Origin of the sequence: Janthinobacterium agaricidamnosum NBRC 102515 = DSM 9628 (genome assembly GCF_000723165.1) — a bacterium.
GTDB classification, from domain to species: Bacteria; Pseudomonadota; Gammaproteobacteria; order Burkholderiales; family Burkholderiaceae_D; genus Janthinobacterium; species Janthinobacterium agaricidamnosum.
Window position 1 is genome coordinate 1,302,297 of record NZ_HG322949.1, and the last position, 25,153, is coordinate 1,327,449.

Here is a 25,153-nt window from a genome sequence, read left to right on the forward strand (position 1 = left end):
GCGTTTCATTGTCGCGTTTCAGCGCAACGACGTCGCGATTTTACGCAAAGCGGCGTTTTTCGCCCGCACCGAACAGATTGCTGACGCAGCGGCCGCACAAGGTTGCATGCTCGGCATGGCTGCCGACGTCGCTGCGGTAATGCCAGCAGCGTTCGCACTTGGCGGCGCCCGACGCCGTCACGGTCACGGTTTCAGCGGCCTCATCGGCCACTTCGACGGCGTTCGCCTGCGACGTGATGAAGACGAATTTCAAGTCGTCGGCCAGGCTGGACAGCAACTTGTACTTGGCCGGCGCCGCCTTGATCGTCAATTCCGCCTGCAGCGACGAACCGATCGCGCCCGAGGTGCGCAAGTCTTCCAGCTGCTTGGTGACGTCGGTGCGCACCGCCCGCAAGGCCGTGTATTTTTCCAGCAGCGCGGCGCCGTCCTGTACCGCTGGCAATTCCCAATACGTTTGCGTGAAGATGGTTTCGTCGCTGGCCGCGTACGCTTGCGGACCGGCGAAGATCGCCCACGCCTCTTCGGCGGTGAACGACAGCATCGGCGCCATCAGGCGCAGCAGGCTTTGCGTCAGATGCCACAGCGCGGTCTGCGCCGAACGGCGCGCCGGCGAATTCAGGCCGGAGGTGTACAGACGGTCTTTCAAGATGTCGAGGTAAAAACCGCCCAAGTCTTCGGAGCAATAGTTTTGCAGCTTGGACACCACCGGATGGAATTCATAGGCGTCGAAATGCTTGCCGATGTCGGCTTGCAGCGCGGCCATGTTGACCAGCGCGTAACGGTCGATTTCCAGCAAGTCGGCGACCGGCAGCGCATCCTTGTTCGGATCGAAGTCGGAAGTATTGGCCAGCAAGAAACGCAGCGTGTTGCGGATGCGGCGGTACGATTCGGTCACGCGTTTCAGGATTTCGTCGGAAATCGACAATTCGCCGGTGTAGTCGGTCGAGGCGATCCACAGGCGCAGGATATCGGCGCCGAGGGTGTCGGAAATTTTTTGCGGCGCCAGCGTGTTACCCAGCGACTTGGACATTTTCTTGCCTTCGCCATCGACCGTGAAGCCGTGCGTCAACAGCGCCTTGTACGGCGGACGGCCATTCAGCATGGCCGAGGTCAGCAGCGACGAGTGGAACCAGCCGCGGTGCTGGTCCGAACCTTCCAGGTACAGGTCGGCCGGGAATTGCGACTGGGCCGCATGCGAGCCCTTGCCGGCCGGGCCGCCGAGCACGGTCTGGTGGGTGCTGCCGGAATCGAACCACACATCCAGCGTATCCTTGTTCTTTTGATACATGGCCGCTTCATCGCCCAGCAACTCCTGCAAGTCCAGCGTCAGCCACGCCTCGATGCCGCTTTTCTCGATCAGCGAGGCGACTTGTTCCAGCAATTCCGGGGTGCGCGGATGCAGCTCGCCGGTTTCCTTGTGGACGATGAAGGCCATCGGCACGCCCCACTGGCGCTGGCGCGACAGGGTCCAGTCGGGACGGTTGGCGATCATGCCGTGCAGGCGGGCCTGGCCCCAGTCCGGGAAGAACCGGGTGTCGGCGATGCCTTGCAGCGCCGTTTGACGCAGCGTCGGGCCGCCGTCCTTCGGCGTCACATCCATGCCGGCGAACCATTGCGAGGTGGCGCGGTAGATGATCGGGGTTTTATGGCGCCAGCAATGCATATAGCTGTGCGAGAACATTTTCAGTTCAAACAAGCTGCCGGCGGCTGTCAAGGCGTCGCAAATCGGTTTCGATGCTTCCCAGATCGTCAAACCGCCGAACAATGGCAGCGTCGACACAAATTTGCCGTCGCCCATCACCGGGGTCAGGATGGCGTCATCCTTCATGCCGTGCGCCTTGCACGAAACAAAGTCTTCCTGGCCATACGCTGGCGCCGAGTGGACCACGCCGGTGCCGCTGTCGGTGGTCACATAATCGGCCAGGTAGACCGGCGACACGCGGTCGAACGCCGCATGCTGGCTCGCCAGCGGGTGCTTGAAGGTGATGCCTTCCAGCTGGGCGCCGCTGGTGGTGGCGATGACCTTGCCATCCAGCTTGTAGCGTTCCAGGCAGGCGGCAACCAGGTCGGCCGCCAGGATCAGCAGCAGCGGCGCGCCGTCGCGCACGGTTTCCACCAGCGCATAACTCACTTCCGGATGCACGTTCAGCGCCTGGTTCGACGGGATGGTCCATGGCGTGGTGGTCCAGATGACGATCTGGCCATTCTCGGTTGGTAACGATGGCAAGCCGAACGCGGCCGCCACTTTGGCTGGCTCGGCGAACGGGAAACCGACGTCGATGGCCGGATCGCGCTTGTCGGCGTATTCGACTTCCGCCTCGGCCAGTGCCGAGCCGCAATCGAAGCACCAGTTGACCGGTTTCAGGCCGCGGTACACATAGCCTTTTTCCAGCATCGTGCCGAGTGCGCGCAATTCATCGGCTTCATTGCCGTACGACATGGTCAGGTAGGGGTTTTCCCATTCGGCCAACACACCGAGGCGGATAAAGTCTTTCTTTTGACGCTCGACCTGTTCGGTGGCGTAGGCGCGCGCCTTGGCCAGCACCTCGGCGGTCGGCAAGTTCTTGCCGTACAGTTTTTCGATCTGGATTTCGATCGGCATGCCGTGACAATCCCAGCCCGGCACATACGGCGCGTCGAAACCGGCCATGGTGCGCGACTTGATGACGATGTCCTTCAGAATCTTGTTGACCGCGTGGCCCAGGTGGATGTCGCCATTGGCGTACGGCGGACCGTCATGCAGGATGAATTTCGGACGGCCGGCGGCCGCCTTGCGGACGCGGTGGTAGATTTTCTTGTCTTGCCATTCCTTGACCCATTGCGGCTCGCGCTTGGCCATGTCGCCGCGCATCGGGAATGGGGTTTCGGTCATGTTGACCGGGTATTTGCTGTCGGCCTTGGCGGGTTTTTGCTGCTTGGGCGTGGCTGGTTTGTTGTTATCGGACATATTCTTCTTTAAAAAACTGGATCACTATGGTGTGCTCGCCGATCTGGCGGGCAGGCGAAGCTGAAAGGGGCGCGCTGCGACGGTCGGGCGTCAAATTCGGTCGGTGGCGGTAATCGCGCCGCTGCGCCGCTCGAAAAATTCCCGGGCTTGATTGGAATCGCGGGTAATCGCCGCGGTCAGGGTCGGCAAGTCGTGGTATTTTTCTTCGTCGCGCAGTTTTTGCAAAAACTCCACCCGTACCAGCTTGCCGTAACAGGATTGCGCAAAATCGAACAGATGCACTTCCAATAATACCCGGCCGCTATCGTCGACGGTCGGGCGCACGCCCAGGCTGGCGACTGCCGGCAACGGATGCGCGGCCAGGCCGTGCACTTGCACCACGAAAATACCGGACAGCGCCGGACGGTGCGCGACGCGCAAGTTCAGCGTCGGGAAACCCAGCGTGCGGCCCAGTTTCTGGCCATGGATCACGTGGCCGGACATCGCATATGGGTGGCCCAGCAATTGCCGCGCATGGCTAAAATCGCCGTCGGCCAGCGCACTGCGTACTGCCGACGACGAAATCCGCTGGCTGCCATTCATTACGGTTGGCAAGGTTTCAACATGAAAACCATATTTCTTGCCGGCCTCTTGCAGCAATTCGACATTGCCGGCCCGCTTGGCGCCATAGCAAAAATCGTCGCCGACCATCAGCCATTTGACGTGCAAGCCGTCGACCAGCACCTTTTCCGTGAATTCCTGCGGGCTCAGGGCGGCGAACTGGGCGCTGAAATGCTCGACGATGACACGGTCGATGCCGGCTTCGGACAGCGATTGCAATTTGTCGCGCAAGTTGGCGATGCGCGGTGGCGCCTTGGACAAGTCGCCGGTCCGTTGCGCGAAAAACTCGCGCGGATGCGGTTCGAACGTCATCACTGCCGCTTCCAGGCCGAGCTGGCTGGCGGCGCCGCGCACGCGGGATAACAAGGCTTGATGGCCAAGGTGGACACCGTCAAAGTTGCCGATCGTCAGAGCGCAGGGCGCTCGGGCTTCGGCATTGGGAAGTCCGCGGAATACCTTCATAAGAATCGTAACGAAACACTGTCGCTCAGGTTGAATATAGGGAGGATTATACGGATTGTTTCAGGTATTCACACCCGCAACGGCCACGGCAGGCCAATTGAGGGGCTAAAAATGACAAAAAGCGCTGCTTGCGGGTGGCAAGCAACGCTTTTTGGCGTTCCGGCGCCACCAGCGGCGCCGAACAAGCAAGGATTATTTCAATTGCAAGATCCAGTAGCGGGCCAGGTCGGCTGCGCCATCGCTGCCTTTGACGGCCTTGAGGGCGGTCACGGCATTGGATTTCTTGCCAGCCTGGGCATAAGCGATGCCCAGGTGCAATTGCAATTCCTCTGGATACTTCGATGTGCCCAGCTTGATCGCCTGGTTCATCAAGTCCAGGCCCTTGTCGGCCTGGCCGGCGCTGACCAGCGCAAAACCGAGTGCGCTCAAGCCATCCGCATCCTTGTTTTTCAGGTACTCGGCTTCCGACTTGGCGGCGTCGGCATTGCTGTCGGCCAGGCGCTTGGTGGCCAGGTCTTTCAGGCGCTGGTGACGCGCGGCGTCGGTGCCGGTGCCCAGTGCGCCTTTTTTGTAACCCTGGTCGATCACTTTCAGTGCTTCCGATGGATTGCCTGCTTGCAAGACCAGCTGGCTCAATTCCATGTATTCAGGCGCTTTGGTCAGCAGGCCGTTGGCCAGGCGCAGACGCTGCACGTCCAGGCTCAGGCGGCTGGAAAAGCCCGGTTTGCCCGACACGCGGTTCAGCAAGTCGGCCCAGTAGCTTGGTTTTGGATAGCTGGCGGCCAGTTTTTCCAGCGTGGCCACATAACCGGCCTTGTCGTTTTGCTTCAACTGGATGTTGGCCAGCATTTGCAGGCTGCCTTCCGAGTTGCCGCCGCGCGATTGCAATTCCTTGGCCGCGGCTGCGTAGTTGCCGCTGACGTAGTAGGTCTGGATCAGCAGCTCGCGCATTTGCGGATCTTCCTTGTCTTTCAAGGAACGGTTGATCCAGGTGATGGCGTTCGGCCAATCCTTGGCGCGGTAGTACATGCCGGCCAGGCCCTGGGTGAATTTCGGTGCTTCGGCGGCGCTCAGGCGGCCGGAGTTGATGACGGCTTCGAAAGCCTTGATCGCGGTGGTGTTGTCGCCGGCGCCTGCGGCGGCCGAGGCGCGTACCCGTTCGATCTGGTAAGACTCGAAGGCGGTTTTGTTGCCGACGCTGTCTGCTTCGCGCAGTTTGGCCAGCGCTTCTTTATTCTTGCCCGACGACGCCAGTTTCTGCGCTTCTTGCAGTGGTTTGCCCACTTCCGCACGGACGGTGTCGGCAGCGTGTGCCAGCGAAACCAGGCCTATGATTGGTGTTGCAGCGGTAAAACCGATGGCGGCCATTACCAGGCCGAGATGAGCGAGACGAAACTTGGACATGGGAAAGTCTTTCAGTAAAAAGCGAAATAGGCAGGATCATCCTGCCTATTCGGAAATAAAGAGAACCTGAAACAACAGCTTACTGGAATTGTTCGTTGCCGACCAGACCGATTTTGGTCACGCCCAGACGCTGCGCTGCCGCCATTACGCCAGCCACGACTTTGTACTCGACCAGTTTGTTCGGACGCAGATGAACTTCTGGCTGCTCCGCTTGCGCGGCAACGTTATTCAGTTTGGTTTCCAGTGCTGCGCGATCTGGTACCACCTGGTTGTCCCACAAGATCGTGCCGTCGAAGTCGACGTCGATCGTCACCACCACTGGTTCGGTTGTCGGTGGCGGCGGGGTGCCGACCGGCATGTTCAAGTTCACCGAGTGGTTTTGCTTAGGAATCGTAATGATCAACATGATAATGAGCACCAACATCACATCGATGAGGGGGGTCATGTTCAGTTCCATCATTGGTTCTGGATCCGCGTTAGGAGCGCTACCCGAACCGACATTCATACTCATAGTGTTTCCTTTTAAGAAGTCCCATGCAGCGCCGGACCGATGTTGCCAGTCCGGCGTCCGCTTGCGTCATCAGGATTTTTCAGGCGGTTCGGTGATGAAGCCGACCTTCTGGATCCCGGCGCGCTGGGTCGTGTAAATGACCTTGCCGATGAATTCGTAGCGTGTTTCCTGGTCGCCGCGAACATGTACTTCCGGCTGCGGTAATTTCACAGCTTCAACTTTCAGATAGTCAAACAAAGCATTCGTGTCCTTCAAGTGGGTTTGACCCAGATAGATTTCTCCATCCTTGTTGACCACGATATTGACATTCTCTGGCTTGGTTTGAAGAGCCTGGTTAGCTTCAATCGGCAAGTTGATCTTTTGCAGCTTGAGCACTACCGGGCTGGTAATCAAGAAGATGATCAGCAAAACCAACATGATGTCGACCAGCGGCGTCGTGTTGATTTCGGACATCACTTGATCTTCTCCGCTATCGGAGCCGACGGACATCGACATGATTTTTATCCGATCTTTTTAGCGCCGGCGGCACGGCCAGCTTCGCTGGTGGACATTGCGCCGGAGATCAGGACCGAGTGCACGTCGGCGCTGAAGGAGCGAACATCTTCCATTGCGGTTTTGTTACGACGAACCAGCCAGTTATAACCCAGAACGGCAGGAACAGCGACCAGCAGACCGAAGGCGGTCATGATCAGCGCTTCACCAACTGGACCGGCGACTTTGTCGATCGAGGCGTTACCGGTCATGCCGATTGCGGTCAGCGCGCCGTAAATACCCCAGACGGTACCGAACAGACCGATAAACGGTGCGGTCGAACCGACGGTTGCCAGGAACGACAGGCCATCTTGCAGACGCGATTGAACCTTTTCAACCGAACGTTGAATAGACATGGTAACCCAGGTCGACAGGTCGATTTGTTCCAGCAGGGCGCCATCGTGGTGGGCGGTTGCCTTGGTGCCGGATTCGGCGATGAAGCGGAATGGGCTGCCGTCTTGCAGGGTAGCCGAACCAGCAGCGATCGAAGGCGCTTTCCAGAATTTGGCAGCGGTTTCTTTAGCTTGCTTGAAGATCTTCATTTGATCCAGCAGCTTGGTGATGATGATGTACCAGCTGCCGATCGACATCAGGGCCAGGATGATCAGGGTGGCACGTGGCACGAAGCCGCCTTCCCACACCGCCGACAGGCCGAACGGGTTGTGCACTTCTTCGGTTTTTGCCGGAGCGGCTGCGCCTTCGGCGGCTGGCGCCGGAGCTGCTGCTGCGTCAGCTGCAGGGGCCGGAGCTGCGGCAGCGTCTGTCGCTGGTGCCGAAGCGGCTGCCGATGCTGGAGCGTCAGCGAATGCTGGGGCTGCCACCAGAGCGGTAGCGGCGGTTACGGACAACAAAACCGCGGCAAACGTAGCGGACAAACGGGTATTCTTAAACATGCTTCCTCCAAATTAAAAAATAATCAGATCGCTGAAAGTAATTGACAACGAAATATCGAGTGAGACCGTATTGCGCCTCGGTTAATCCAGCGTCCAAACATATTGTACGGGCGCCCAGCTTGGTTCTGGCTTGCCATCAACTGTGCCTGGCTTGAAGGTACATTTGCTGAGTGCCGCGATTGCTGCTCTGTCCAGATCCCGGAAGCCGCTCGACTTCGTGATTTTGGACTCGGCAACACGACCGTCGACCCCGATCAGGAACGACATGGTCGAGGTACCCGTTTCTTCATTGCGCAGCGAAGACTTCGGATATTCAGGCTTGGCGCAATTGGCGAAACTGACCACTGCTGCAACCTTGACGCCGGTGGCAGCTGGGGCTGGTGGCGCTGGCGGCGCGGCCGGTGCGGTCTTTTGCAACTCGGTGGTGGCCGGTTTGGCAGTCGTTGTATTCGCGATCACGTTTTGCTGTGGCGGCGGCTGCTGTACGTTCACCTCGACCGGCGGAATGAATGGCGGCGGTGGCGCTTTCATTTCAGGCGGTGGCGGTGGCGGTGGAAGATCCTTCGGTGGAGGCGGTTTGACTTCCTCGATAATCTTGGTTTCGACCGGCTCCATCATTTTGGTGACCAGGCGCTTACCCAAGCCCGTCGCGATCCCGTAAGCCGCCAGAACGTGCAACAGGACAACAATGGTAATGCCTGTGTAGTTCTTGGGACTTTTCTCGTTCGAAAAATTCATGCCTGCTTTCTCCAAATACCATCTCTGTCTTGCAACTGAACCCCAAAATGTCGACACAATGCTCCAGCCGCATCCGGGACGTCGCCGAATTATACATACGAATTCTTTATTTTACATAGATTTTTAGCGCCTAAAACCGGTTAAATTTTTGCTGATTTTTTACGCAGCAGCCATGTTTGCTTATGCATTCTTTGCATGCTTTCCGGGCAAAAAAAAGGCGGTTCCATGTCGTTTTTGCATGGTCTGGCCGGTACTGTGCCGAAGTTCTTCGATGTTCCAAAAACACAAAATAATATTCTGTCATTGAGTCAATGGAATTGGCGAAATTTGGCCTGAAATATTGCCGAACAGCAATTTCTTCTGTCGGCACAAGACCACTTATGCCTCTGCTTGCGACTATACCCCCAAGCCGGCTGCGCTGCATGGCTATCGTGCGCGGCGCGCAGGCGATAGCTGGAGCCTATATATATATGAGTGGAGCTTATGGGGAGGGGAAAAACTGCCCCGTGGACGCGGGGCAGCAGGAGCAAAAGACGGGAATGACAGACTCAGGCGGGACGGTTACGCTTTTCTCGGCGGCAAGCCATGCTGGCCAATACCTTGCCATCCGGGTCGACCGTGTCGAGGTGCACGTCGAAGCCCCACAACCTGGCGACATGGCGCAGCACTTCCTCGGCTTGCTGGTTCAGCGGACGCCGCTGGAACTGCGTGTGGCGCAAGGTCAAGGCCCGGTCGTCGCGGGTATTCACGGCCCACACCTGGATATTCGGTTCGCGGTTGCCCAGGTTGTATTGTTCCGCCAATTGCTGGCGCACATAACGGTAGCCCGCTTCATCGTGGATCGCCGACACCGCCAGCTTGTCGTTCTTGTCATCATCGAGCACGGCAAAGAAATGGAATTCGCGGATCAGCCGGGGCGACAGGTATTGGGCGATGAAACTTTCGTCCTTGAAATTGCGCATCGCAAAGTCCAGGCTCTTGCGCCAGTCGCTGCCGGCGATGTTCGGGAACCAGGCCCGGTCTTCATCGGTCGGGTTTTCGCAAATGCGCCGGATATCGCTCATCATCGCAAAGCCCAGTGCATACGGATTGATGCCGCTGTAATATTTGCTGTCGACCGGCGGTTGATATACCACGTTGGTATGGCTCTTCAAAAATTCCATCATGAAGCCGTCGCCGACCACGCCTTCGTCATACAGCTGGTTCAAGATCGTGTAATGCCAGAAGGTGGCCCAGCCCTCGTTCATCACCTGGGTCTGGCGCTGCGGATAAAAGTACTGCGAAATTTTACGCACGATGCGCACCATTTCGCGCTGCCAGGGTTCCAGCAGCGGCGCGTATTTTTCGATGAAGTACAGCAGGTTTTCTTCCGGCTCCGGCGGAAAGCGCTGGACGTTGCGTTTTTCCTGTTCAGCTTCCTCGTCTTCCTCGCGCCGGGGCAGCGTGCGCCACAGCTGGTTGATTTGCGATTGCACGTATTCTTCGCGTTCTTTCTGGCGCGCATATTCTTGCGCCAGCGACAGCTTGGCCGGACGCTTGTAGCGGTCGACGCCGTAATTCTGGATCGCATGGCAAGAATCGAGCAGCAATTCGACCGCGTCGACGCCGTGGCGCTGTTCGCATTCATTGATGTAATTCTTGGCAAACACCATGTAATCGATGATGGCGTCGGCGTCGGTCCAGGTACGGAACAGATAATTGCCTTTGAAGAAAGAATTATGGCCATACGCCGCGTGTGCGATCACCAGCGACTGCATGGTCAGGCTGTTTTCTTCCATTAAATAGGCGATGCAGGGATTGGAATTGATGACGATTTCATACGCCAATCCCATTTGCCCGCGCTTGTAGCTTTTTTCGGTGGACAGGAAATGTTTGCCGAACGACCAATGGTTATATGATACCGGCATGCCGACCGAGGTATAGGCGTCCATCATTTGTTCGGCGGTGATGATTTCCAACTGGTTCGGATAGGTGTCGAGGCCGAATTGTTCGGCCACCCGGCGGATCTCGGCGTGGATTTGCTCGATCAATTCAAAAGTCCATTCCGATTGCTCGGGCAGGGCGTTCGGGTGCACGGGACGCTGGCTCATCATGTTCATCATTTCACCTGCTTCTTGAACAATTCGCGGAACACGGGATAAATATCGGCCGGGGTGACGATCTTTTGCATCGCGAAGTGGCTATGGTGGTCCAGCACGCCGGCGTATTGTTCCCACAAGTTTTGCTGCGGGCCATCGGTAATTTCGACATAGGTGTAATACTGCACCTTCGGCATGATGGTATTGATCAGCAGTTGGCGGCACAGCACCGAATCGTTGTCCCAGTTGTCGCCATCCGAGGCCTGCGCCACGTAGCTGTTCCACTGGCCGCCGCCGTAACGCTCCTCCAATATGGTATTGAGCAGATTGAGCGCCGACGACACCACCGTGCCGCCCGACTCGCGCGAATTGAAAAATTCGTTTTCATCGACCTCGGCCGCCGCCGTATGATGGCGGATGAACACCACGTCGATCTTGTCGTAAACCCGTTTCAGGAACAGGTACAGCAAGATGAAAAAGCGCTTGGCGGTATCCTTGCGCGTTTCATCCATCGAGCCGGATACGTCCATGATGCAAAACATCACCGCCTGCGTCATCGGTTTCGGCACCTTGATGCGGTTGCTGTAACGCAGGTCGAACGGGTCGATGAAGGGAATCGCCAGCAAGCGGGTGTGCAGGTGATGGATCAGCGCGCGCAATTCGATGACGCGGTGGTCGTGTTCCGGCGCGCCGAGCAGCAAGATATCGTCCAGCTCGGACTCGGCTTCGGCCAGCCGCTTGCGCGAACCGCCGCCGACCGCGATGCGCCGTCCCAGCGCGCCGCGCAGCGAGCGCAGCACGTGGATATTCGACGGCGTGCCCGACATATTGTAGCCGGCGCGCTGGTTCTTGAATTCGGTGGTCGCGGTCAGCTGGGTCTTGACCATGTGCGGCAATTCCAAATCCTCGAAGAAATAATTCATGAATTCTTCGCGCGACAATTCGAAGATGAAATCGTCTTCGGTAATTTCATCGCTATTGCCGGCCTTGCCGCGGCCAGCCCCGCCGCCGCCCTTGGGCCGGTTGATCTGGTCGCCTTTCTGGTATTCCCGGTTGCCGGGATTGATGGTTTCCCACACGCCGCCATGGGCGTGGCCGAACGCTGGTTCGCCCACATCCTTGACCGGTATGGTGACCTTTTCGCCATTCTCGACGTCGGTAATCGAGCGGCCCTTGATGGCGCGCCCGACCGCATCCTTGATCTGGCTCTTGTAACGCCGCAAAAACCGTTCGCGGTTGACCGCGGACTTGTTTTTGCTCTGTAAGCGACGGTCTATGAGGTAAGTCAACGTGCCTCCCGTATTGTTGCTGAACCGGGCGGCGCGCATGGGGTCAAACAGCGCGCCGCACCCGGCCAGCTTACTCCATATTTACGACGATTTCCTGACGCGCAAATACCATTCGCACAGCAGCCGCACTTGCTTCGCGGTATAGCCCTTTTCGACCATGCGCGCCACGAAGTCGGCGTGCTTGTTGGCGTCGTCGGCGCTGGCCTTGGCATTGAAGGATATGACCGGCAGCAATTCCTCGGTGTTTGAAAACATTTTCTTTTCAATCACGGTGCGGAATTTCTCGTAGCTGGTCCAGGCCGGATTCTTGCCGCCGTTGGAGGCCCGCGCGCGCAAACCGAAATTGACGATCTCGTTGCGGAAATCCTTGGGATTCGAAATGCCGGCCGGCTTTTCGATTTTTTCCAGCTCGTTATTCAGCGATTCGCGGTCGAAACTCTCGCCGGTATCCGGATCGCGGTATTCCTGGTCCTGTATCCAGAAGTCGGCGAAGGTCACATAGCGGTCGAAGATATTCTGGCCATACTCGGAATAGCTTTCCAGGTAAGCGGTCTGGATTTCCTTGCCGATGAATTCGACGTAGCGCTGCGCCAGGTGTTCCTTGATATACGAGAAATAGCGCTGTTCCAGTTCAGGCGGGAATTGCTCGCGCTCGACTTGCTGCTCCAGTACATATAACAGGTGCACCGGATTGGCCGCCACTTCGGTATTGTCGAAATTGAATACCTTGGACAGGATCTTGAACGCGAAACGGGTCGACAAGCCATTCATGCCTTCATCGACGCCGGCGTAATCGACATATTCATGCATCGACTTGGCCTTCGGATCGGTATCCTTCAGGTTTTCACCGTCGTAGACCAGCATTTTGCTGAAGATGCTGGAGTTTTCAGGATCTTTCAGCCGCGACAGGATCGCGAACTGGGCCATCATGCGCAAGGTGCCGGGCGCGCACGGCGCTTTCAGCAGCGAGGAATTGGCGATCAGCTTGTCGTAGATCTTGATTTCATCCGACACGCGCAGGCAATACGGCACCTTGACGATATAAATACGGTCGAGGAACGCTTCGTTATTGCGGTTGTTCTTGAAGGTTTTCCATTCCGATTCATTCGAGTGGGCCAGGATGATGCCGTCGAACGGAATCGCGCCGAAGCCCTCGGTGCCCTTGTAATTGCCTTCCTGGGTGGCGGTCAGCAACGGGTGCAGGACCTTGATCGGCGCCTTGAACATTTCGACGAATTCCATCAAGCCCTGGTTGGCCAGGCACAGGCCGCCGGAATAGCTGTAGGCGTCCGGATCGTCCTGGGCATAATCTTCAAGCTTGCGGATATCGACCTTGCCGACCAGCGAAGAAATATCCTGGTTGTTTTCATCGCCGGGCTCGGTCTTCGAAATGGCGATCTGTTTCAGCACCGACGGGTAGCGCTTGACGACCCGGAACTGATTGATGTCGCCATTAAATTCATGCAGGCGCTTGACCGCCCATGGGCTGGGAATATTGCGCAGATAACGGCGCGGGATGCCGTAATCCTCTTCCATGATGACGCCGTCCTCTTCTTCATTGAACAGGCCGAGCGGCGATTCATTGACCGGCGAACCTTTCAGGCAATAGAAGGGGATATGCTCCATCAGCGACTTGAGTTTTTCGGCGATCGACGATTTGCCGCCGCCCACCGGTCCCAGCAGATACAGGATTTGCTTGCGCTCTTCCAGTCCCTGCGCCGCGTGGCGGAAGTAGGACACCACTTGCTCGATCACTTCCTCGGTGCCGTAAAATTCGCGGAAGGCCGGATAGATCTTGATGACCTTGTTGGCGAAGATGCGCGACAGCCGGGTGTCGTTGCGGGTGTCGACCAGGCTGGGTTCGCCGATCGCGGCGAGCATGCGTTCCGGTGCGCTGGCATACGTCAGCCGGTCCTTTTTGCACAGCGCCAGATAGTCGGAAAGCGACATTTCCTCTTCCCGGGTGCGTTCATATCGTGCTGCGTAGTTGTCAAAAATGGTCATTTGGATGTCCTTTAATGATGTAAACCTGCTAGTCACTGTGATCGGTTCTGGCGTACGTCCGCTGACCGGCACTTACCTTGAAAACTCCTTTGATTTTTTATTGTTTCTTGTTGTTGTCAACGTCAACCGGCGGTGTTCCGCAAGCCCGGTTTGCCCGGGCCAAAAGCTGACGTTTATCGCCATGCGCTGGATGATCCAGGCGGGCTTTGTATTTGTGATGAAATTCTTCTTACGTCTATGAAATTTATTATTGCTCTATTAGTTCAGGAAGTCAAAAGATATGTCGTAATATCCTTAATACTTGCTTGTAAATCGCTGATTTAATTGGAAAAAATTAATTCATTTGATTAAGTTTTGATGCGTTTTTCAACATTCAATGTCGTAAAAATGTCGTGCTGTCCGGATTGCACCGTCATGACCCGTCGCGGCGCGATGCCGATGGCCAGTCCGATCTTGCGCTAAGATGCCTGGATTGCATGCCGGACCCGGTCCGGCGTTGAATTATTGGCCGCGCTGCCAGCCTTTTTTAAAGCGGTATTGTCAGCTGCATTGCGCGCCTATTACTGAAAGAAAAAAACATGATGAACGATCAATTGCGAGCCGTCGTACAACAGATGCCGAAGGCGGAGTTGCATATCCATATAGAAGGTTCGCTGGAGCCCGAATTGATTTTCGCATTGGCTGAACGCAATGGCGTCAAGCTGGCCTATGAATCGGTGGAAGATTTGCGCCGGGCTTATGCTTTTGAAGATTTGCAATCTTTTCTCGATATTTATTACGCTGGCGCAAGCGTGCTGTTAAAAGAGCAGGATTTCTACGATATGACCAGCGCCTACCTGGCCCGCGCCGCGGCCGATCAGGTGCGCCATGCGGAAATCTTTTTCGATCCGCAAACCCATACCGAGCGCGGCGTCGACATCCAGACCGTTATCGACGGCATTGACCGCGCTTGCCAGGATAGCCCGGTCAGCGCCAGCCTGATCCTGTGTTTCTTGCGCCACCTGCCGGAAGACGACGCATTCAAGACGCTGGAAGCGGCCTTGCCTTATCGCGACAAATTCATCGGTATCGGGCTCGATTCGTCGGAAGTCGGCCATCCGCCGGAAAAATTCGCGCGCGTATTCGCCCGCTGCCGCGAACTGGGTTTTCATGTGGTCGCCCATGCCGGCGAAGAAGGGCCGCCGGCGTATATCTGGTCGGCGCTCGATGTGTTGCAGGTCGAGCGCATCGACCATGGCGTGCGTTGCCTGGAAGATGCCGAACTGACGCAGCGGCTGGCGCGGGAACAGATCGCGTTGACGGTGTGTCCATTGTCGAATACCAAGCTGAAAGTGTTCGATGAAATGCGGCAGCATAATTTGCTGCAATTGCTGGACGCCGGTTTGCTGGCCACCGTCAATTCCGACGATCCGGCCTATTTCGGCGGCTATATGAATGCCAATTTCATCGCCGTGTTCGACGCCTTGCCGCTCGGCCTGGCGCATGCGCAGCGGCTGGCGCGCAATAGTTTTAGCGCCGCGTTCTTGCCGGAAGAAAGTAAACAACGCTATCTGGCCGAAGTCGACGCCTTCTTTGCCGCAGTTTAACTGCCTCTGACCGGAATTCGCCATGCTGAGCCTTGCCCTGAAAATGACCCGGCGCGACTGGCGCGCCGGTCAATTGCGTTTCTTGCTGGTGGCGCTGATCGTCGCCGTGGCCGCCTTGTCGGCGGTCGGTTTCTTTGTCGACCGGCTGCGCTCCGGCCTGAACCGCGACGCCCATCAATTGCTGGGCGCCGACCTGGTGGTCAGCGCCGACCAGCCGGTCAATCCGGCCTGGCGCGCCGAAGCGCGGCGGCGCGGCCTGGCGATGGCGGAAACGGTGACCTTTCCCAGCATGGCGCAGGCGGGAGAGGGCGAGCAATCGGTGTCGCAACTGGCGTCGATCAAGGCGGTGTCGGGCGGCTACCCGCTGCGCGGCAAGCTGAAAATCAGCACCGATGCCGCACAGGCGAACGATAGTGTCGGTACGCCGACCAGCCAGGTGCCGGCGCCGGGCACCGCATGGGTCGATGCCGGCATCTTGCCGGGCTTGAAAACCAGGGTCGGCGATACCATCAGGCTGGGCGACAAGAGTTTTACGGTTACCCAGTTAATTGCCAGCGAACCGGATCGCGGCGCGTCGTTCCTGAATTTTGCGCCCCGGGTGATGTTGCCGCTGTCCGACCTGGCGGCGACGGCGCTGGTGCAAAACGGTTCGCGCGTGACGTATCGCTTGCTGCTGGCGGCGCCGGGCAACGACAATGCCGGCATCGCCGCGTTCCAGACCTGGCTGCAGGCGCAGATCAAGGATGGCGTAGTCAAAGGCGTGCGGCTGGAGTCGCTGGAATCGGGCCGTCCCGAAATGCAGTCGACGCTGGACCGGGCCGACCGCTTCCTGTCGCTGGTCGGCTTGCTGTCGGCGATGCTGGCGGCGGTGGCCGTGGCGATGGCGGCGCGCCGTTTCATGCTGCGCCACCTCGATGCGTGCGCGATGCTGCGCTGCCTCGGCTTGACGCAAAATCAGGTCACGGCCATGTATTTGATCGAATTCCTGCTGGTCGGCCTGGTTGGCAGCCTGCTCGGCGTGATGGTCGGCTTCGGCGGCCACCTGATCTTGCTGGAAGTGCTGGGCAAGCTGGTGCAAAACGACTTGCCGCCGGTGTCGATCTTGCCTGCGCTGCAAGGCGTGGCCACCGGCATGCTGTTGCTGCTGGGCTTTGCGTTGCCGCCGATCTTGCAGTTGCGCAATGTGCCGCATAACCGCGTGATCCGGCGCGAAGCGGCGGGGCCGAAACCGCTGGCCTTGCTGACGTATGGGCTGGGCATCGCCACCTTTATGATCTTGTTGCTGTGGCAAGCCGGCGATGTGCCACTGGCGCTGCTGACCGCGCTCGGCTTCCTCGGCGGGTTTGCGCTGTTCGCGCTGGCCGGCTGGCTGGGCTTGAAGGCGCTCAAGAAGCTGCGCGGTCTCGTCAATCACCAGGGCTGGCGTTTTGCCGTCACGTCCTTGCAGCGGCGTCCCGGCGCGACCATCATCCAGGTGGTGTCGCTGGCGCTCGGCTTGATGGCGCTGCTGTTGCTGACCGTGGTGCGCGGCGACTTGATGAGCGCGTGGCGCAACGCCACGCCGGCCGATGCGCCGAACCGTTTTATTATCAATATCATGCCGGAGCAAAAGGCCGAGATCGCTGCGCGGCTGGCCGCCGCCGAGGTCGTCAATGCGCCGCTGTACCCGATGATACGGGGCCGGCTGACGGCCGTGAACGGTGAGGCCATCACTGAAACAAGCTATACCGAAGACCGCGCCAGGGGCTTGGCCGACCGCGAATTCAATTTGTCGACGATGCCGGACATGCAGACCGAAAACCGCATCGTGGCCGGCCAGTGGTTCAGCGGCAAGCCGGGCGCGGCGCCGGAAGCATCGGTCGAGGAAGGGCTGGCCAAGACCTTGCGCCTGAAACTGGGCGACCAGTTGCGCTTCGATATCGCCGGGCAAACCGTGGAAGCGTCCATCACCAGTTTGCGCAAGCTGGAGTGGGGGTCGATGAAGGTCAATTTCTTTGTCATCATCAATCCGGCGGCGATGGCCGACACGCCGCAAACCTGGATCACCGCGTTTCACTTGCCGCCGCAACACGCCGAGCTGGGCAATGCACTGACGCGCGACTTCCCGAACTTGACGGTGGTCGATGTCGGCGGCGTGCTGAAACAGATACAGGGCGTGCTCGACCAGGTGGTGACGGCGGTCGAATTCCTGTTCGCCTTTACCTTGCTGTCCGGCGTGCTGGTGCTGTATGCGGCGTTGATGGGCTCGCAGGATGAACGCACCCGCGAAGCCGGCTTGCTGCGCGCCTTGGGCGCGACCCGCCAGCAATTGGCACAGGCGCAGCTGATCGAGTTTTCACTGGTCGGCGCGCTGGCCGGCTTGCTGGCCGCGTCCGGCGCGGCGGGCATGGGCTGGGCGCTGGCGACGTACCAGTTCAAGTTCGCGTGGAGTTTTGCGCCCGGCGTATGGCTGGCCGGCCTGGTCGCCGGCGCGGTGTGCGCCATCGCCGGCGGCTGGCTGGGCTTGCGCAATGTGCTGCGCCAGCCGCCGCTGCAAACCCTGCGCGAGGCATAAACGCCTGAGCTGCCGGTATCAGGCGAGTACGGCTTGCTGCTCCTTCAGGTATTGGGCGTAGGAAAACACCGGCATGTCGTCGCGCGGCGGGAAGTCGAACAGCGCCCAGAAGTAAATTTCATTGCCTTGGCAAATGGTCGGCGCCGCGCAATAGCGGTACCAGTTGTCGCCGATCGCCGCCGAATACATGCCGTCGCTGGCCGGATCGGAAAAGTACGGGATCACGCGGCGTTCTTCCAGCGCCGCCAGCAGCGATGGCGGCGCGTCGCTGTCGCGGGCGATCTCATATTGCGAGCGCATGTCTTTTTCGGTTTCGATGATCATCAGGCTCCCTTTGCCATGCTTGTCGAAAAACAGGATGCCGCTCGGATTCGGGAAGATGTAGTGTTCGACAAAGCCATGCTGCCGGCTCAATTGCTGCACCACGGCGGCCAGCGCCGGATCTTCGAGGAAGGGATAGTGGTGCAGGACCAGCAAGTCGCGCAGGGTTTCCGATTGCTCGGAAAAAAACTGTTTTTGCAGCGCGACGATTTCCTGTTCCAGCATGTCCAGCGCATCGTCGTCGCTTTTTTTGATGTAGCGGTCGATCAAGCCGCGGTTGAACGCGGTCACGGCAATCTTTTCATCGGCCGCGCCGGTGAACAGGATTTTTTTGCATGGCAAGTGGCGCACCGCCTGGCAAAATTCCAGGCCATTCATTTGCGGCATCGAATAATCGACCACCAGCACCGATGGCGTCGCAAAGCGCCGCGGCTGGCCGCTGATGCGGTAAATTCTTTCGATATCGACGGCTACGTTGCAATGATCGGGCGGCAAGTTTTGGGTGTCGAAATTGACTTGCAGCGGACTGATCCCGTCGCGCTGCCCATCCTGTTGCAGCCACGACAGCGCGCTATGGGTGTCGTGAAAGGTCTTCTTGGCCAGCATCGGGTCGAGCTGGAACGACATGCTTCTCAAAAAGGAATCGCTGTCGTCGATCAGCACGGTCAGCGTCGGATGGGTATAGATCGGCAATTGCATGCTGCACCTTAGTGAGTAGGGGGCACGGGGAATTCAAGGACAAAGATCGCATACGCCGTCTCGCGCGAAATGCAGCGGATGCGTGCTTGCCATGCTTCGACGATTTCTTTGCATAAAGCCAAGCCTATGCCGGTGCCATTATGCGCTGGATACGAATAAAAACGCTGGAATATCAGCGGCAGCCGTTGTTCGGCGACGCCGCAGCCGGTATCGATGAACAGCAGGCGCGGCATGCGCCGGATGCCGTCGTCGCGCGGGGCGCCGTCGATGACGATGCGCACGCGGCCCTTGCCGGCGCGCTGGATCGCCTTCAGCGCATTGCGCAGCAAGTTCAGCAACACCACCACGCACAGTTCGCTTTGTCCTGCGAAGGTGAAGTCGCCGCGCAATTCCACCACCACCGATTGTTTTTGCGCCGGGCCGATAAACGGATAGCGCCGCATCATCGCGTCGACCACGCTGCTCATGGCGACCGCCTCGCTCGGCTGCAAGTTGCGGTTGACCACGCTGGCGCTGAGCAGGAACAAGTCGATCATGTGATTCATATGGCGTACTTCGAACTGGATGCGCGTCAATGCTTCTTGCGCACTGGTACGGTCCAGTTCGCGTTCCGGCGCGGCTGGCGGCGATTCGCGCACTTGCTGCAGCATGCGCTGCAAGCCGCGCGCATTGGCGTCGACGCTAGACAGCGGCGTGCGCAATTCGTGCGCCACCGTGGCCAGCCCTGCGCTCAGGCCGGCCAGCCGCTCCTGCGCCAGCGCATTGCGGCCGATCTTGAGCGCCGACAATACCGCGATGGCGAACCAATGCACCGGCACTTGCTGCAGCACGGCGTCATTGAGCATGAAGGCGGCGTCGCCGGAGAAGGCAAACAGCGCGCAGGCGAGTGCGGTGCCGCTGACATAGGCGAGGGCGGCGATGCGTACATCGAAATGGAACAGCACGATCAAGGCCAGCAGTAATGAGTGGCACCAGACCAGCGACGCCTGGTTCATCAAGAACAAATAAGTGAAAAAGAACGGCAATTCGTACGTCAGTCCGACGATCAGATAGATGTTGAACCATTTCGTGCCCAGGCGCCGCGCCCACAGCGCAGGCAGGAATAGCAGCGCGCCGATGCTGCGCAATAGCAGCGATTCGTAGTGTTGCGGAAAACAGTAGTGCCACAGCACGTAATACAGCGGCATGCCGATGCAACCGATCAAGCCGAGGATGGCGATACGGCGCATCAGCGAGGGGGTCCGGTCGATGCCATGCTGGAAACGCAACAGCGGCCGGACCAGGTCGCGTTGCCATTGCCAGCCTTGGCGCTGTTGCATTTGCATCATGAGTTTAATTGTTCCCTATCAATACAACATCATCCGCTTGTTTATTCGATGCAAGTAAAGGATATTTTCATTAATTGATGTAGATCAATCTCCTGGCTTTTGCGGGGCCTCATGTTGCACGGGTAGCACTCTCATAACCCCCGCTCAGGAGAACTCCCCATGACTGTTATTTCCCCATCGCAACACTCAACCACGTTTGCCGCCGAACACGCGTTGCCGGACTTTGTTTGCCGGCGCATGGATGAACACTATGTGACGCGCATCGCCAACTTGCTGGGAGGGGAGCATTTGCATGTATGGCAAACGGCCAGCGGTCCCGCCGTATTCCTTGCCGGGAACGATTATCTGGCGATTGCGCGCGAGCCGGCCTTGCTGGCGGCCCAGGTCGCGGCATTGCGGCACAGCGCGGGCGGCTTGTTGATGTCGTCGGTTTTCTTGCAGGAAGGCAGCAGCCAGCAGCGGCTGGAAAAAAAGTTCGCGGACTTCCTGGTCGCCGAGGACAGCTTGCTGGCGCAATCGGGTTGGGCCGCCAATGTCGGCTTGCTGCAAAGCCTGGCTGAACCGGGCATTCCAGTGTATCTGGACATGCAGGCCCACGCTTCCTTGTGGGAAGGCGTATTGTCGGCGCAGGCGCTGCCGGTGCCTTTCCTGCACAATGACAGTGAGCACCTGCGGCGCCAATTGGCCAGGCACGGGCGCGGCATCGTCGTCGTCGATGCGCTGTACAGCACCAATGGCAGCGTTGCGCCATTGCTGGACGTGCTGGAATTGGCCGAACGCAGCGGCAGCATCCTGATCGTCGACGAATCGCATTCGCTGGGTACCCACGGACCGTCGGGCGCAGGGCTGGTTGCCGCGCTGGGGCTGCAAGCCAGGGTGCATTTCCGTACCGCATCGCTGGCCAAGGCTTTTGCCGGGCGCGCCGGACTGATCACTTGCTCCAGCAAATTCAAGGGTTATTTTTTGTCGGCCGCGCGCCAGGCGATTTTCAGCTCTTGCCTGCTGGAGCACGAACTGGCCTGGTTCGACGCCGCGCTCGACTTTATCCGTGGCGCCGACGACAGGCGCGCCACCTTGCGCAATCACACGCGGCGCATCCGTGACGGCTTATCCGGGCTGGGCTACAACGTCAGCGATGGCAGCGAACAAATCATCGCACTGGAAGCGGGACCGGAACCGAAAACCCTGCAATTACGCAAGGCACTGGAACGGCACGGCATTTATGGCGCCGTGTTTTGCGCGCCGGCCACGCCGAAGAACCGCTCGCTGGTGCGCCTGACGCTGAACGCGGGCCTGGATGAGCGGCAAATCGGCCAATTGCTCGACGCCTGCGCGGCGATCCGCGATGAGATCGGGCTGGAAAGCTGGTCGTCGACGCGCCGTTTACGGCGCCTGTCGCTGGTGTAGCATCCGGCATCCGGGAACGTAAATCATGCGGGACGGCAGCTTGGCGGCTGTCCTTCAGTTATCATACCGGGCATGACTGAACCTATCTCCCTTTATGAAACAATCGGCGGCGCAACCACCCTGCGTGCGATGGTGGACCGCTTTTACGACTTGATGGAACTGGAGCCGGAATTCGCCGGCATCCGGACCATGCATCCGCCGTCGACGCAAGGCTCGCGCGACAAGCTGTTCTGGTTCCTGACCGGCTGGATGGGCGGCCCCGACCTGTATATCGAAAAATTCGGCCATCCGCGCTTGCGCGCCCGCCACTTGCCGTACGCGATAGGCACCAGCGAGCGCGACCAGTGGCTGCGGGCGATGGCCTGGGCGATGGAAGACACCGGCATCGAGGAATCACTGCGTGTGCGGCTGATGGAGTCGTTTTACCAGACCGCCGACTGGATGCGCAACAAGGCTGACTGATACCATGGGCCAAAGCGAATTTTTCATCTTGCTGGCCGGCGTCGCCGTGGCCATCGTGCTGCAAATCGTCAGTTTGCTGCGCGGCCGCAGTTCCGGTGCCGGCGGCACGGATGGCGCCGCCAATCTGGCTTTGCTGCAGCAACATCAGCAGCAAAGCCTGGAGCGCATCGACCGGGTCGAACGCGAGGTGCGGCTGCAATTGCAGGCGTCGGCCCAGTCGACCCGCCAGGAATTGAGCGCCGGCCTGGCGCAATTCCACGCCGCCACGGTGCAGCAGCTCGACAGCATGCGCGCGCAAATCCATCGCCAGGGCCAAAGCGGACGCGAAGAACAGGCGCAAAGCCTGGCGCGGTTTGCCGACAGCACCAACCAGAGCCTGGCCAAGCTGACCGAATCGAACGCCCAGCGGTTATTGGAAGTGCGCGCGACGCTGGAAAGCAAGATCCGCGATTTACAGGCCGACAATGGCATGCGGCTGGAAGAAATGCGCAAGACGGTCGATGAAAAATTGCACGCCACGCTGGAAACGCGCTTGAGCGAATCTTTCAAGCAAGTCTCGGAACGCCTGGAACGGGTCCACCAGGGCTTGGGCGAAATGCAGCAGCTGGCGCTGGGCGTCGGCGATCTCAAGCGAGTGCTCACCAACGTCAAGACGCGCGGCACCTGGGGCGAGGTACAGCTGGAGATGCTGCTTGAGCAAGTGCTTACTGTCGATCAATACGCCAAGAACGTCGAAACCATCGCCGGCAGCGGCGCGCGGGTCGAATTCGCGCTGAAGCTGCCGGGCCTGGTCGATGGCGGGCCGCCGGTATGGATGCCGATCGATGCGAAATTCCCGAAAGAACAATATGAACGGCTGGTCGACGCGGCCGAGCGGGCCGATGCCGAAGGCGTGGCCAGCGCCGGGCGCGAGCTGGAGCGGGCGGTGCGCGGCGAAGCAAAAACCATCGCCGAGAAATACCTGGCGCCGCCGCACACCACCGATTTTGCGATCCTGTTCCTGCCGACCGAAGGCTTGTACGCCGAAGTCATGCGCCGTGCCGGCCTGGCCGATGACTTGCAGCGCGTGCACCGCATCAGCATTGCCGGTCCATCGACGTTGTCGGCCTTGCTGAACAGCTTGCAAATGGGCTTCCGCACCTTGGCGCTGGAAAAACGTTCGTCCGAAGTGTGGCAGGTATTGGGCGCGGTCAAGACCGAGTTCGGCAAATTCGGCGAAGTGCTGTCGCAAACCAAGCTGGCGCTGGAACGCGCCGCCAAGAATATCGAAAGCGCCGAAGTACGCAGCCGCCAGATGGCGCGCAAGCTGAAATCGGTGGAAGCATTGCCCGGCGAAGCAGCGCAATTGCTGCTCGGCGCCGACAGCGACGACAGCCAGCTGTAGCGCATTTAAATCAGGCCCTCGAACATCAGGACGTCGACGCTATCGCCGGCGGCGACATCGCCTTGCCGTTCGCCGAGGATCACCATGCAATTGGCTTCCGACATGGAGCGCAGGATGCCCGAGCCTTGTGATCCGGTAATGCGCACGTGGTGACGGCCATCGGCATCCGACGACAGGATGCCGCGCTGGTATTCGGTGCGTCCCGGTTTTTTGCGGATGGCGCACGACGATACCACGCGCAGCAGCGGCAGCGGGGTGTCGTCGGCGCCCATCATGCGCAGCAGCGCGCTGCGCGCAAAGAAGTAAAAGCTCACCATCACCGCGACCGGATTGCCGGGCAAGCCGAACAGCACCGCGCTGTGGCCATGCGAGTTGATCTTGCCGAAAGCCATAGGCCGGCCCGGACGCATGCCGATTTTCCAGAACGCCACCTCGCCCAGCGCCGCCAGGATGTCGCGCGTGTAATCGGCGGCACCGGTGGAGACGCCGCCGGACGTGATGACGGCATCGGCATTTTCGCAGGCGCAGCGCAGCGCTTCTTCCAGCGCCGCCGGTTCATCGCGGACGATGCCCATGTCGACCATGTCGCAACCGAGCCGGTTCAGCATGCCGAACAGGGTGTAGCGATTGCTGTCGTAGACCGAACCGGCGTCGAGCGCTTCGCCGATCGAACGCAATTCGTCGCCGGTCGAGAAAAACGCCACCCGCAAGCGCCGTTTGACGGCCACTTCGGCGATGCCCAGCGATGCCAGCAAGCCGAGGTCGGCCGGCCGCATGACCTTGCCTTGTTTCAAGGCGGCCTGGCCTTGCATCAAGTCTTCGCCCTTGAAGCGGCGGTTGTCGCCCGGCTTGATGGTTCCCGGGCGCAAGGTAATCGCGCTGCCAGTGGCCTCGGCCACGCATTCCTGCGGCACCACGCTATCGCAGCCGTCCGGCATCACGGCGCCGGTCATGATGCGGATGCATTGGCCGGTCTGGACCGGCGATGGGTACGGATGGCCGGCGTAGGCGGTGCCGGTGATCGACAAGATGCTGGTTTGGCCGGCCAGCAAGTCGCTGCCGCGCAGCGCATAACCATCCATCGCCGAATTATCATGCGACGGCACGCTGATCGGCGAAATCACGTCGGCCGCCAATACCCTGCCCAGAGCGCTGCGCAATGCCACTTTTTCGACCGCCCGCAGCGGCGTCACCAGGGTGCGGATGATGTGCTGCGCATAGTCCACCGGCAAGGCGTCGGCACGGTAGCCCGGCAACTGGGCCGCGGCTTGCTCCAGCGTGATGCCGGCCGCATCAATACGCTGCAATTCCTCCAGCGTATTGATGTTGCGGAACGCGCTGGCGTCGTCGAATAACACCTGGGCCACTGTCAAGCCGCCAAACCAGCCATCCATCTTGCGCCCGCCATTGCGCAGATAATCCTGCAATACTGGCGCAACCTCGCTCTTCATCAGGCAAAAAACTGGATGGGCTTGGCGCTGCACTTGCCCGGCCCGGTTCGCTTCCAGTGTCACCGCGATGGCCAGGTCAGCCTGTTGCGCAAGCAGCGCGGCAGACAGCCGCTCGGCCAGGTCGGCTGGCAGGAAGGGCGAATCGCAGGGCACGCACAGCAGGTATTCGGTATCGCAATGAGACAGGCCGGTGTGCAGTCCGGCCAACGGACCGGCATACCCGGATAACTCGTCGGACCAGACCGGCACGCCAAACGACTGGTAGCGTTCCAGGTTCTGGTTGGCGCTGATGGCGATGCCGGCCACCTGCGGTGTCAGTTGTTGCAGGACATGCGACACCATCGGCGTGCCGCGCAACGGCATCAGCCCTTTGTCGACCGTACCCATGCGCGTGCCGCGGCCGCCGGCCAGTACCAGCCCGGTGATGGAATTTTTATGGCTCATGAAAGGAATAGTGGCGGTGAATGCCCGTATCATAAGGCAATCGGCAGGCAAATCAAGCCG

The 25,153-nt window shown here is 59.3% G+C and carries 19 protein-coding genes; 6 read left to right on the forward strand and 13 right to left on the reverse strand.

What is annotated here, in order from left to right; all coding sequences use genetic code 11:
- Positions 1–40 precede the first annotated feature (40 nt).
- The 10 genes from ileS to GJA_RS05600 form a co-directional block, all read right to left on the reverse strand.
- A complete protein-coding gene (ileS, locus tag GJA_RS05555; RefSeq protein WP_038489663.1) occupies positions 41–2,947 on the reverse strand; it encodes an isoleucine--tRNA ligase in 2,907 nt (968 codons plus the stop codon).
- A gap of 90 nt (positions 2,948–3,037) precedes the next feature.
- Positions 3,038–4,009 (reverse strand): bifunctional riboflavin kinase/FAD synthetase, encoded by a 972-nt coding sequence (locus GJA_RS05560; protein WP_038489665.1) that lies wholly within the window; start codon positions 4,007–4,009, stop codon positions 3,038–3,040.
- Between the two features lie 192 nt (positions 4,010–4,201).
- Positions 4,202–5,413, reverse strand: coding sequence for a tetratricopeptide repeat protein (locus GJA_RS05565; RefSeq protein ID WP_038489668.1), 1,212 nt, complete (start codon positions 5,411–5,413; stop codon positions 4,202–4,204).
- Positions 5,414–5,492: 79 nt separating this feature from the next.
- The gene (locus tag GJA_RS05570; RefSeq protein WP_197539783.1) at positions 5,493–5,924 is read right to left on the reverse strand and encodes an ExbD/TolR family protein; all 432 of its coding nucleotides are present in this window, start codon (positions 5,922–5,924) and stop codon (positions 5,493–5,495) included.
- Between the two features lie 69 nt (positions 5,925–5,993).
- Positions 5,994–6,419 carry an ExbD/TolR family protein gene (locus tag GJA_RS05575; RefSeq protein WP_038489674.1) on the reverse strand — a complete coding sequence of 142 codons (426 nt, stop codon included), beginning with the start codon at positions 6,417–6,419 and terminating at the stop codon, positions 5,994–5,996.
- 5 nt (positions 6,420–6,424) lie between these two features.
- Complete coding sequence (locus GJA_RS05580) at positions 6,425–7,348, reverse strand: MotA/TolQ/ExbB proton channel family protein (RefSeq protein ID WP_081905264.1); 924 nt, start codon at positions 7,346–7,348, stop codon at positions 6,425–6,427.
- An 81-nt stretch (positions 7,349–7,429) separates the two neighbouring features.
- Positions 7,430–8,086, reverse strand: coding sequence for an energy transducer TonB (locus tag GJA_RS05585; protein ID WP_038489681.1), 657 nt, complete (start codon positions 8,084–8,086; stop codon positions 7,430–7,432).
- A gap of 548 nt (positions 8,087–8,634) precedes the next feature.
- Positions 8,635–10,176: a SpoVR family protein gene (locus GJA_RS05590; RefSeq protein WP_038498830.1), complete on the reverse strand. Its 1,542-nt coding sequence runs from the start codon at positions 10,174–10,176 to the stop codon at positions 8,635–8,637.
- 8 nt (positions 10,177–10,184) lie between these two features.
- Positions 10,185–11,453 (reverse strand): YeaH/YhbH family protein, encoded by a 1,269-nt coding sequence (locus GJA_RS05595; RefSeq protein WP_038498833.1) that lies wholly within the window; start codon positions 11,451–11,453, stop codon positions 10,185–10,187.
- An 81-nt stretch (positions 11,454–11,534) separates the two neighbouring features.
- Positions 11,535–13,457, reverse strand: coding sequence for a PrkA family serine protein kinase (locus GJA_RS05600; protein WP_038489683.1), 1,923 nt, complete (start codon positions 13,455–13,457; stop codon positions 11,535–11,537).
- 4 nt (positions 13,458–13,461) lie between these two features.
- On the opposite strand from GJA_RS05600, the gene GJA_RS27125 reads away from it, so the two are divergent.
- From GJA_RS27125 to GJA_RS05610, 3 genes are all read left to right on the forward strand, one after another.
- Positions 13,462–13,698 carry a hypothetical protein gene (locus GJA_RS27125; protein ID WP_144241430.1) on the forward strand — a complete coding sequence of 79 codons (237 nt, stop codon included), beginning with the start codon at positions 13,462–13,464 and terminating at the stop codon, positions 13,696–13,698.
- A gap of 337 nt (positions 13,699–14,035) precedes the next feature.
- Positions 14,036–15,043: an adenosine deaminase gene (locus GJA_RS05605; RefSeq protein WP_038489686.1), complete on the forward strand. Its 1,008-nt coding sequence runs from the start codon at positions 14,036–14,038 to the stop codon at positions 15,041–15,043.
- A gap of 22 nt (positions 15,044–15,065) precedes the next feature.
- On the forward strand, positions 15,066–17,597 hold the full coding sequence (locus GJA_RS05610; protein WP_038489689.1) for an ABC transporter permease: 2,532 nt from the start codon (positions 15,066–15,068) through the stop codon (positions 17,595–17,597).
- A gap of 18 nt (positions 17,598–17,615) precedes the next feature.
- On the opposite strand, the gene GJA_RS05615 is transcribed toward GJA_RS05610, so the two are convergent.
- Positions 17,616–18,617: a response regulator gene (locus GJA_RS05615; RefSeq protein WP_038489692.1), complete on the reverse strand. Its 1,002-nt coding sequence runs from the start codon at positions 18,615–18,617 to the stop codon at positions 17,616–17,618.
- A gap of 8 nt (positions 18,618–18,625) precedes the next feature.
- Complete coding sequence (locus tag GJA_RS05620; RefSeq protein WP_339325650.1) at positions 18,626–19,945, reverse strand: sensor histidine kinase; 1,320 nt, start codon at positions 19,943–19,945, stop codon at positions 18,626–18,628.
- A gap of 159 nt (positions 19,946–20,104) precedes the next feature.
- On the opposite strand from GJA_RS05620, the gene cqsA reads away from it, so the two are divergent.
- The 3 genes from cqsA to GJA_RS05635 all read left to right on the forward strand — a co-directional run bounded on the left by cqsA (position 20,105) and on the right by GJA_RS05635 (position 23,198).
- Positions 20,105–21,352 (forward strand): alpha-hydroxyketone-type quorum-sensing autoinducer synthase, encoded by a 1,248-nt coding sequence (cqsA, locus tag GJA_RS05625; RefSeq protein WP_038489695.1) that lies wholly within the window; start codon positions 20,105–20,107, stop codon positions 21,350–21,352.
- Between the two features lie 72 nt (positions 21,353–21,424).
- Positions 21,425–21,814 (forward strand): group II truncated hemoglobin, encoded by a 390-nt coding sequence (locus tag GJA_RS05630; protein WP_038489698.1) that lies wholly within the window; start codon positions 21,425–21,427, stop codon positions 21,812–21,814.
- Between the two features lie 4 nt (positions 21,815–21,818).
- Entirely contained in the window at positions 21,819–23,198 is a 1,380-nt protein-coding gene (locus GJA_RS05635) for a DNA recombination protein RmuC (protein ID WP_038489700.1), read from the forward strand.
- Between the two features lie 5 nt (positions 23,199–23,203).
- On the opposite strand, the gene moeA is transcribed toward GJA_RS05635, so the two are convergent.
- Entirely contained in the window at positions 23,204–25,093 is a 1,890-nt protein-coding gene (moeA, locus tag GJA_RS05640) for a molybdopterin molybdotransferase MoeA (RefSeq protein WP_038489703.1), read from the reverse strand.
- Between the last annotated feature and the right edge of the window lie 60 nt (positions 25,094–25,153).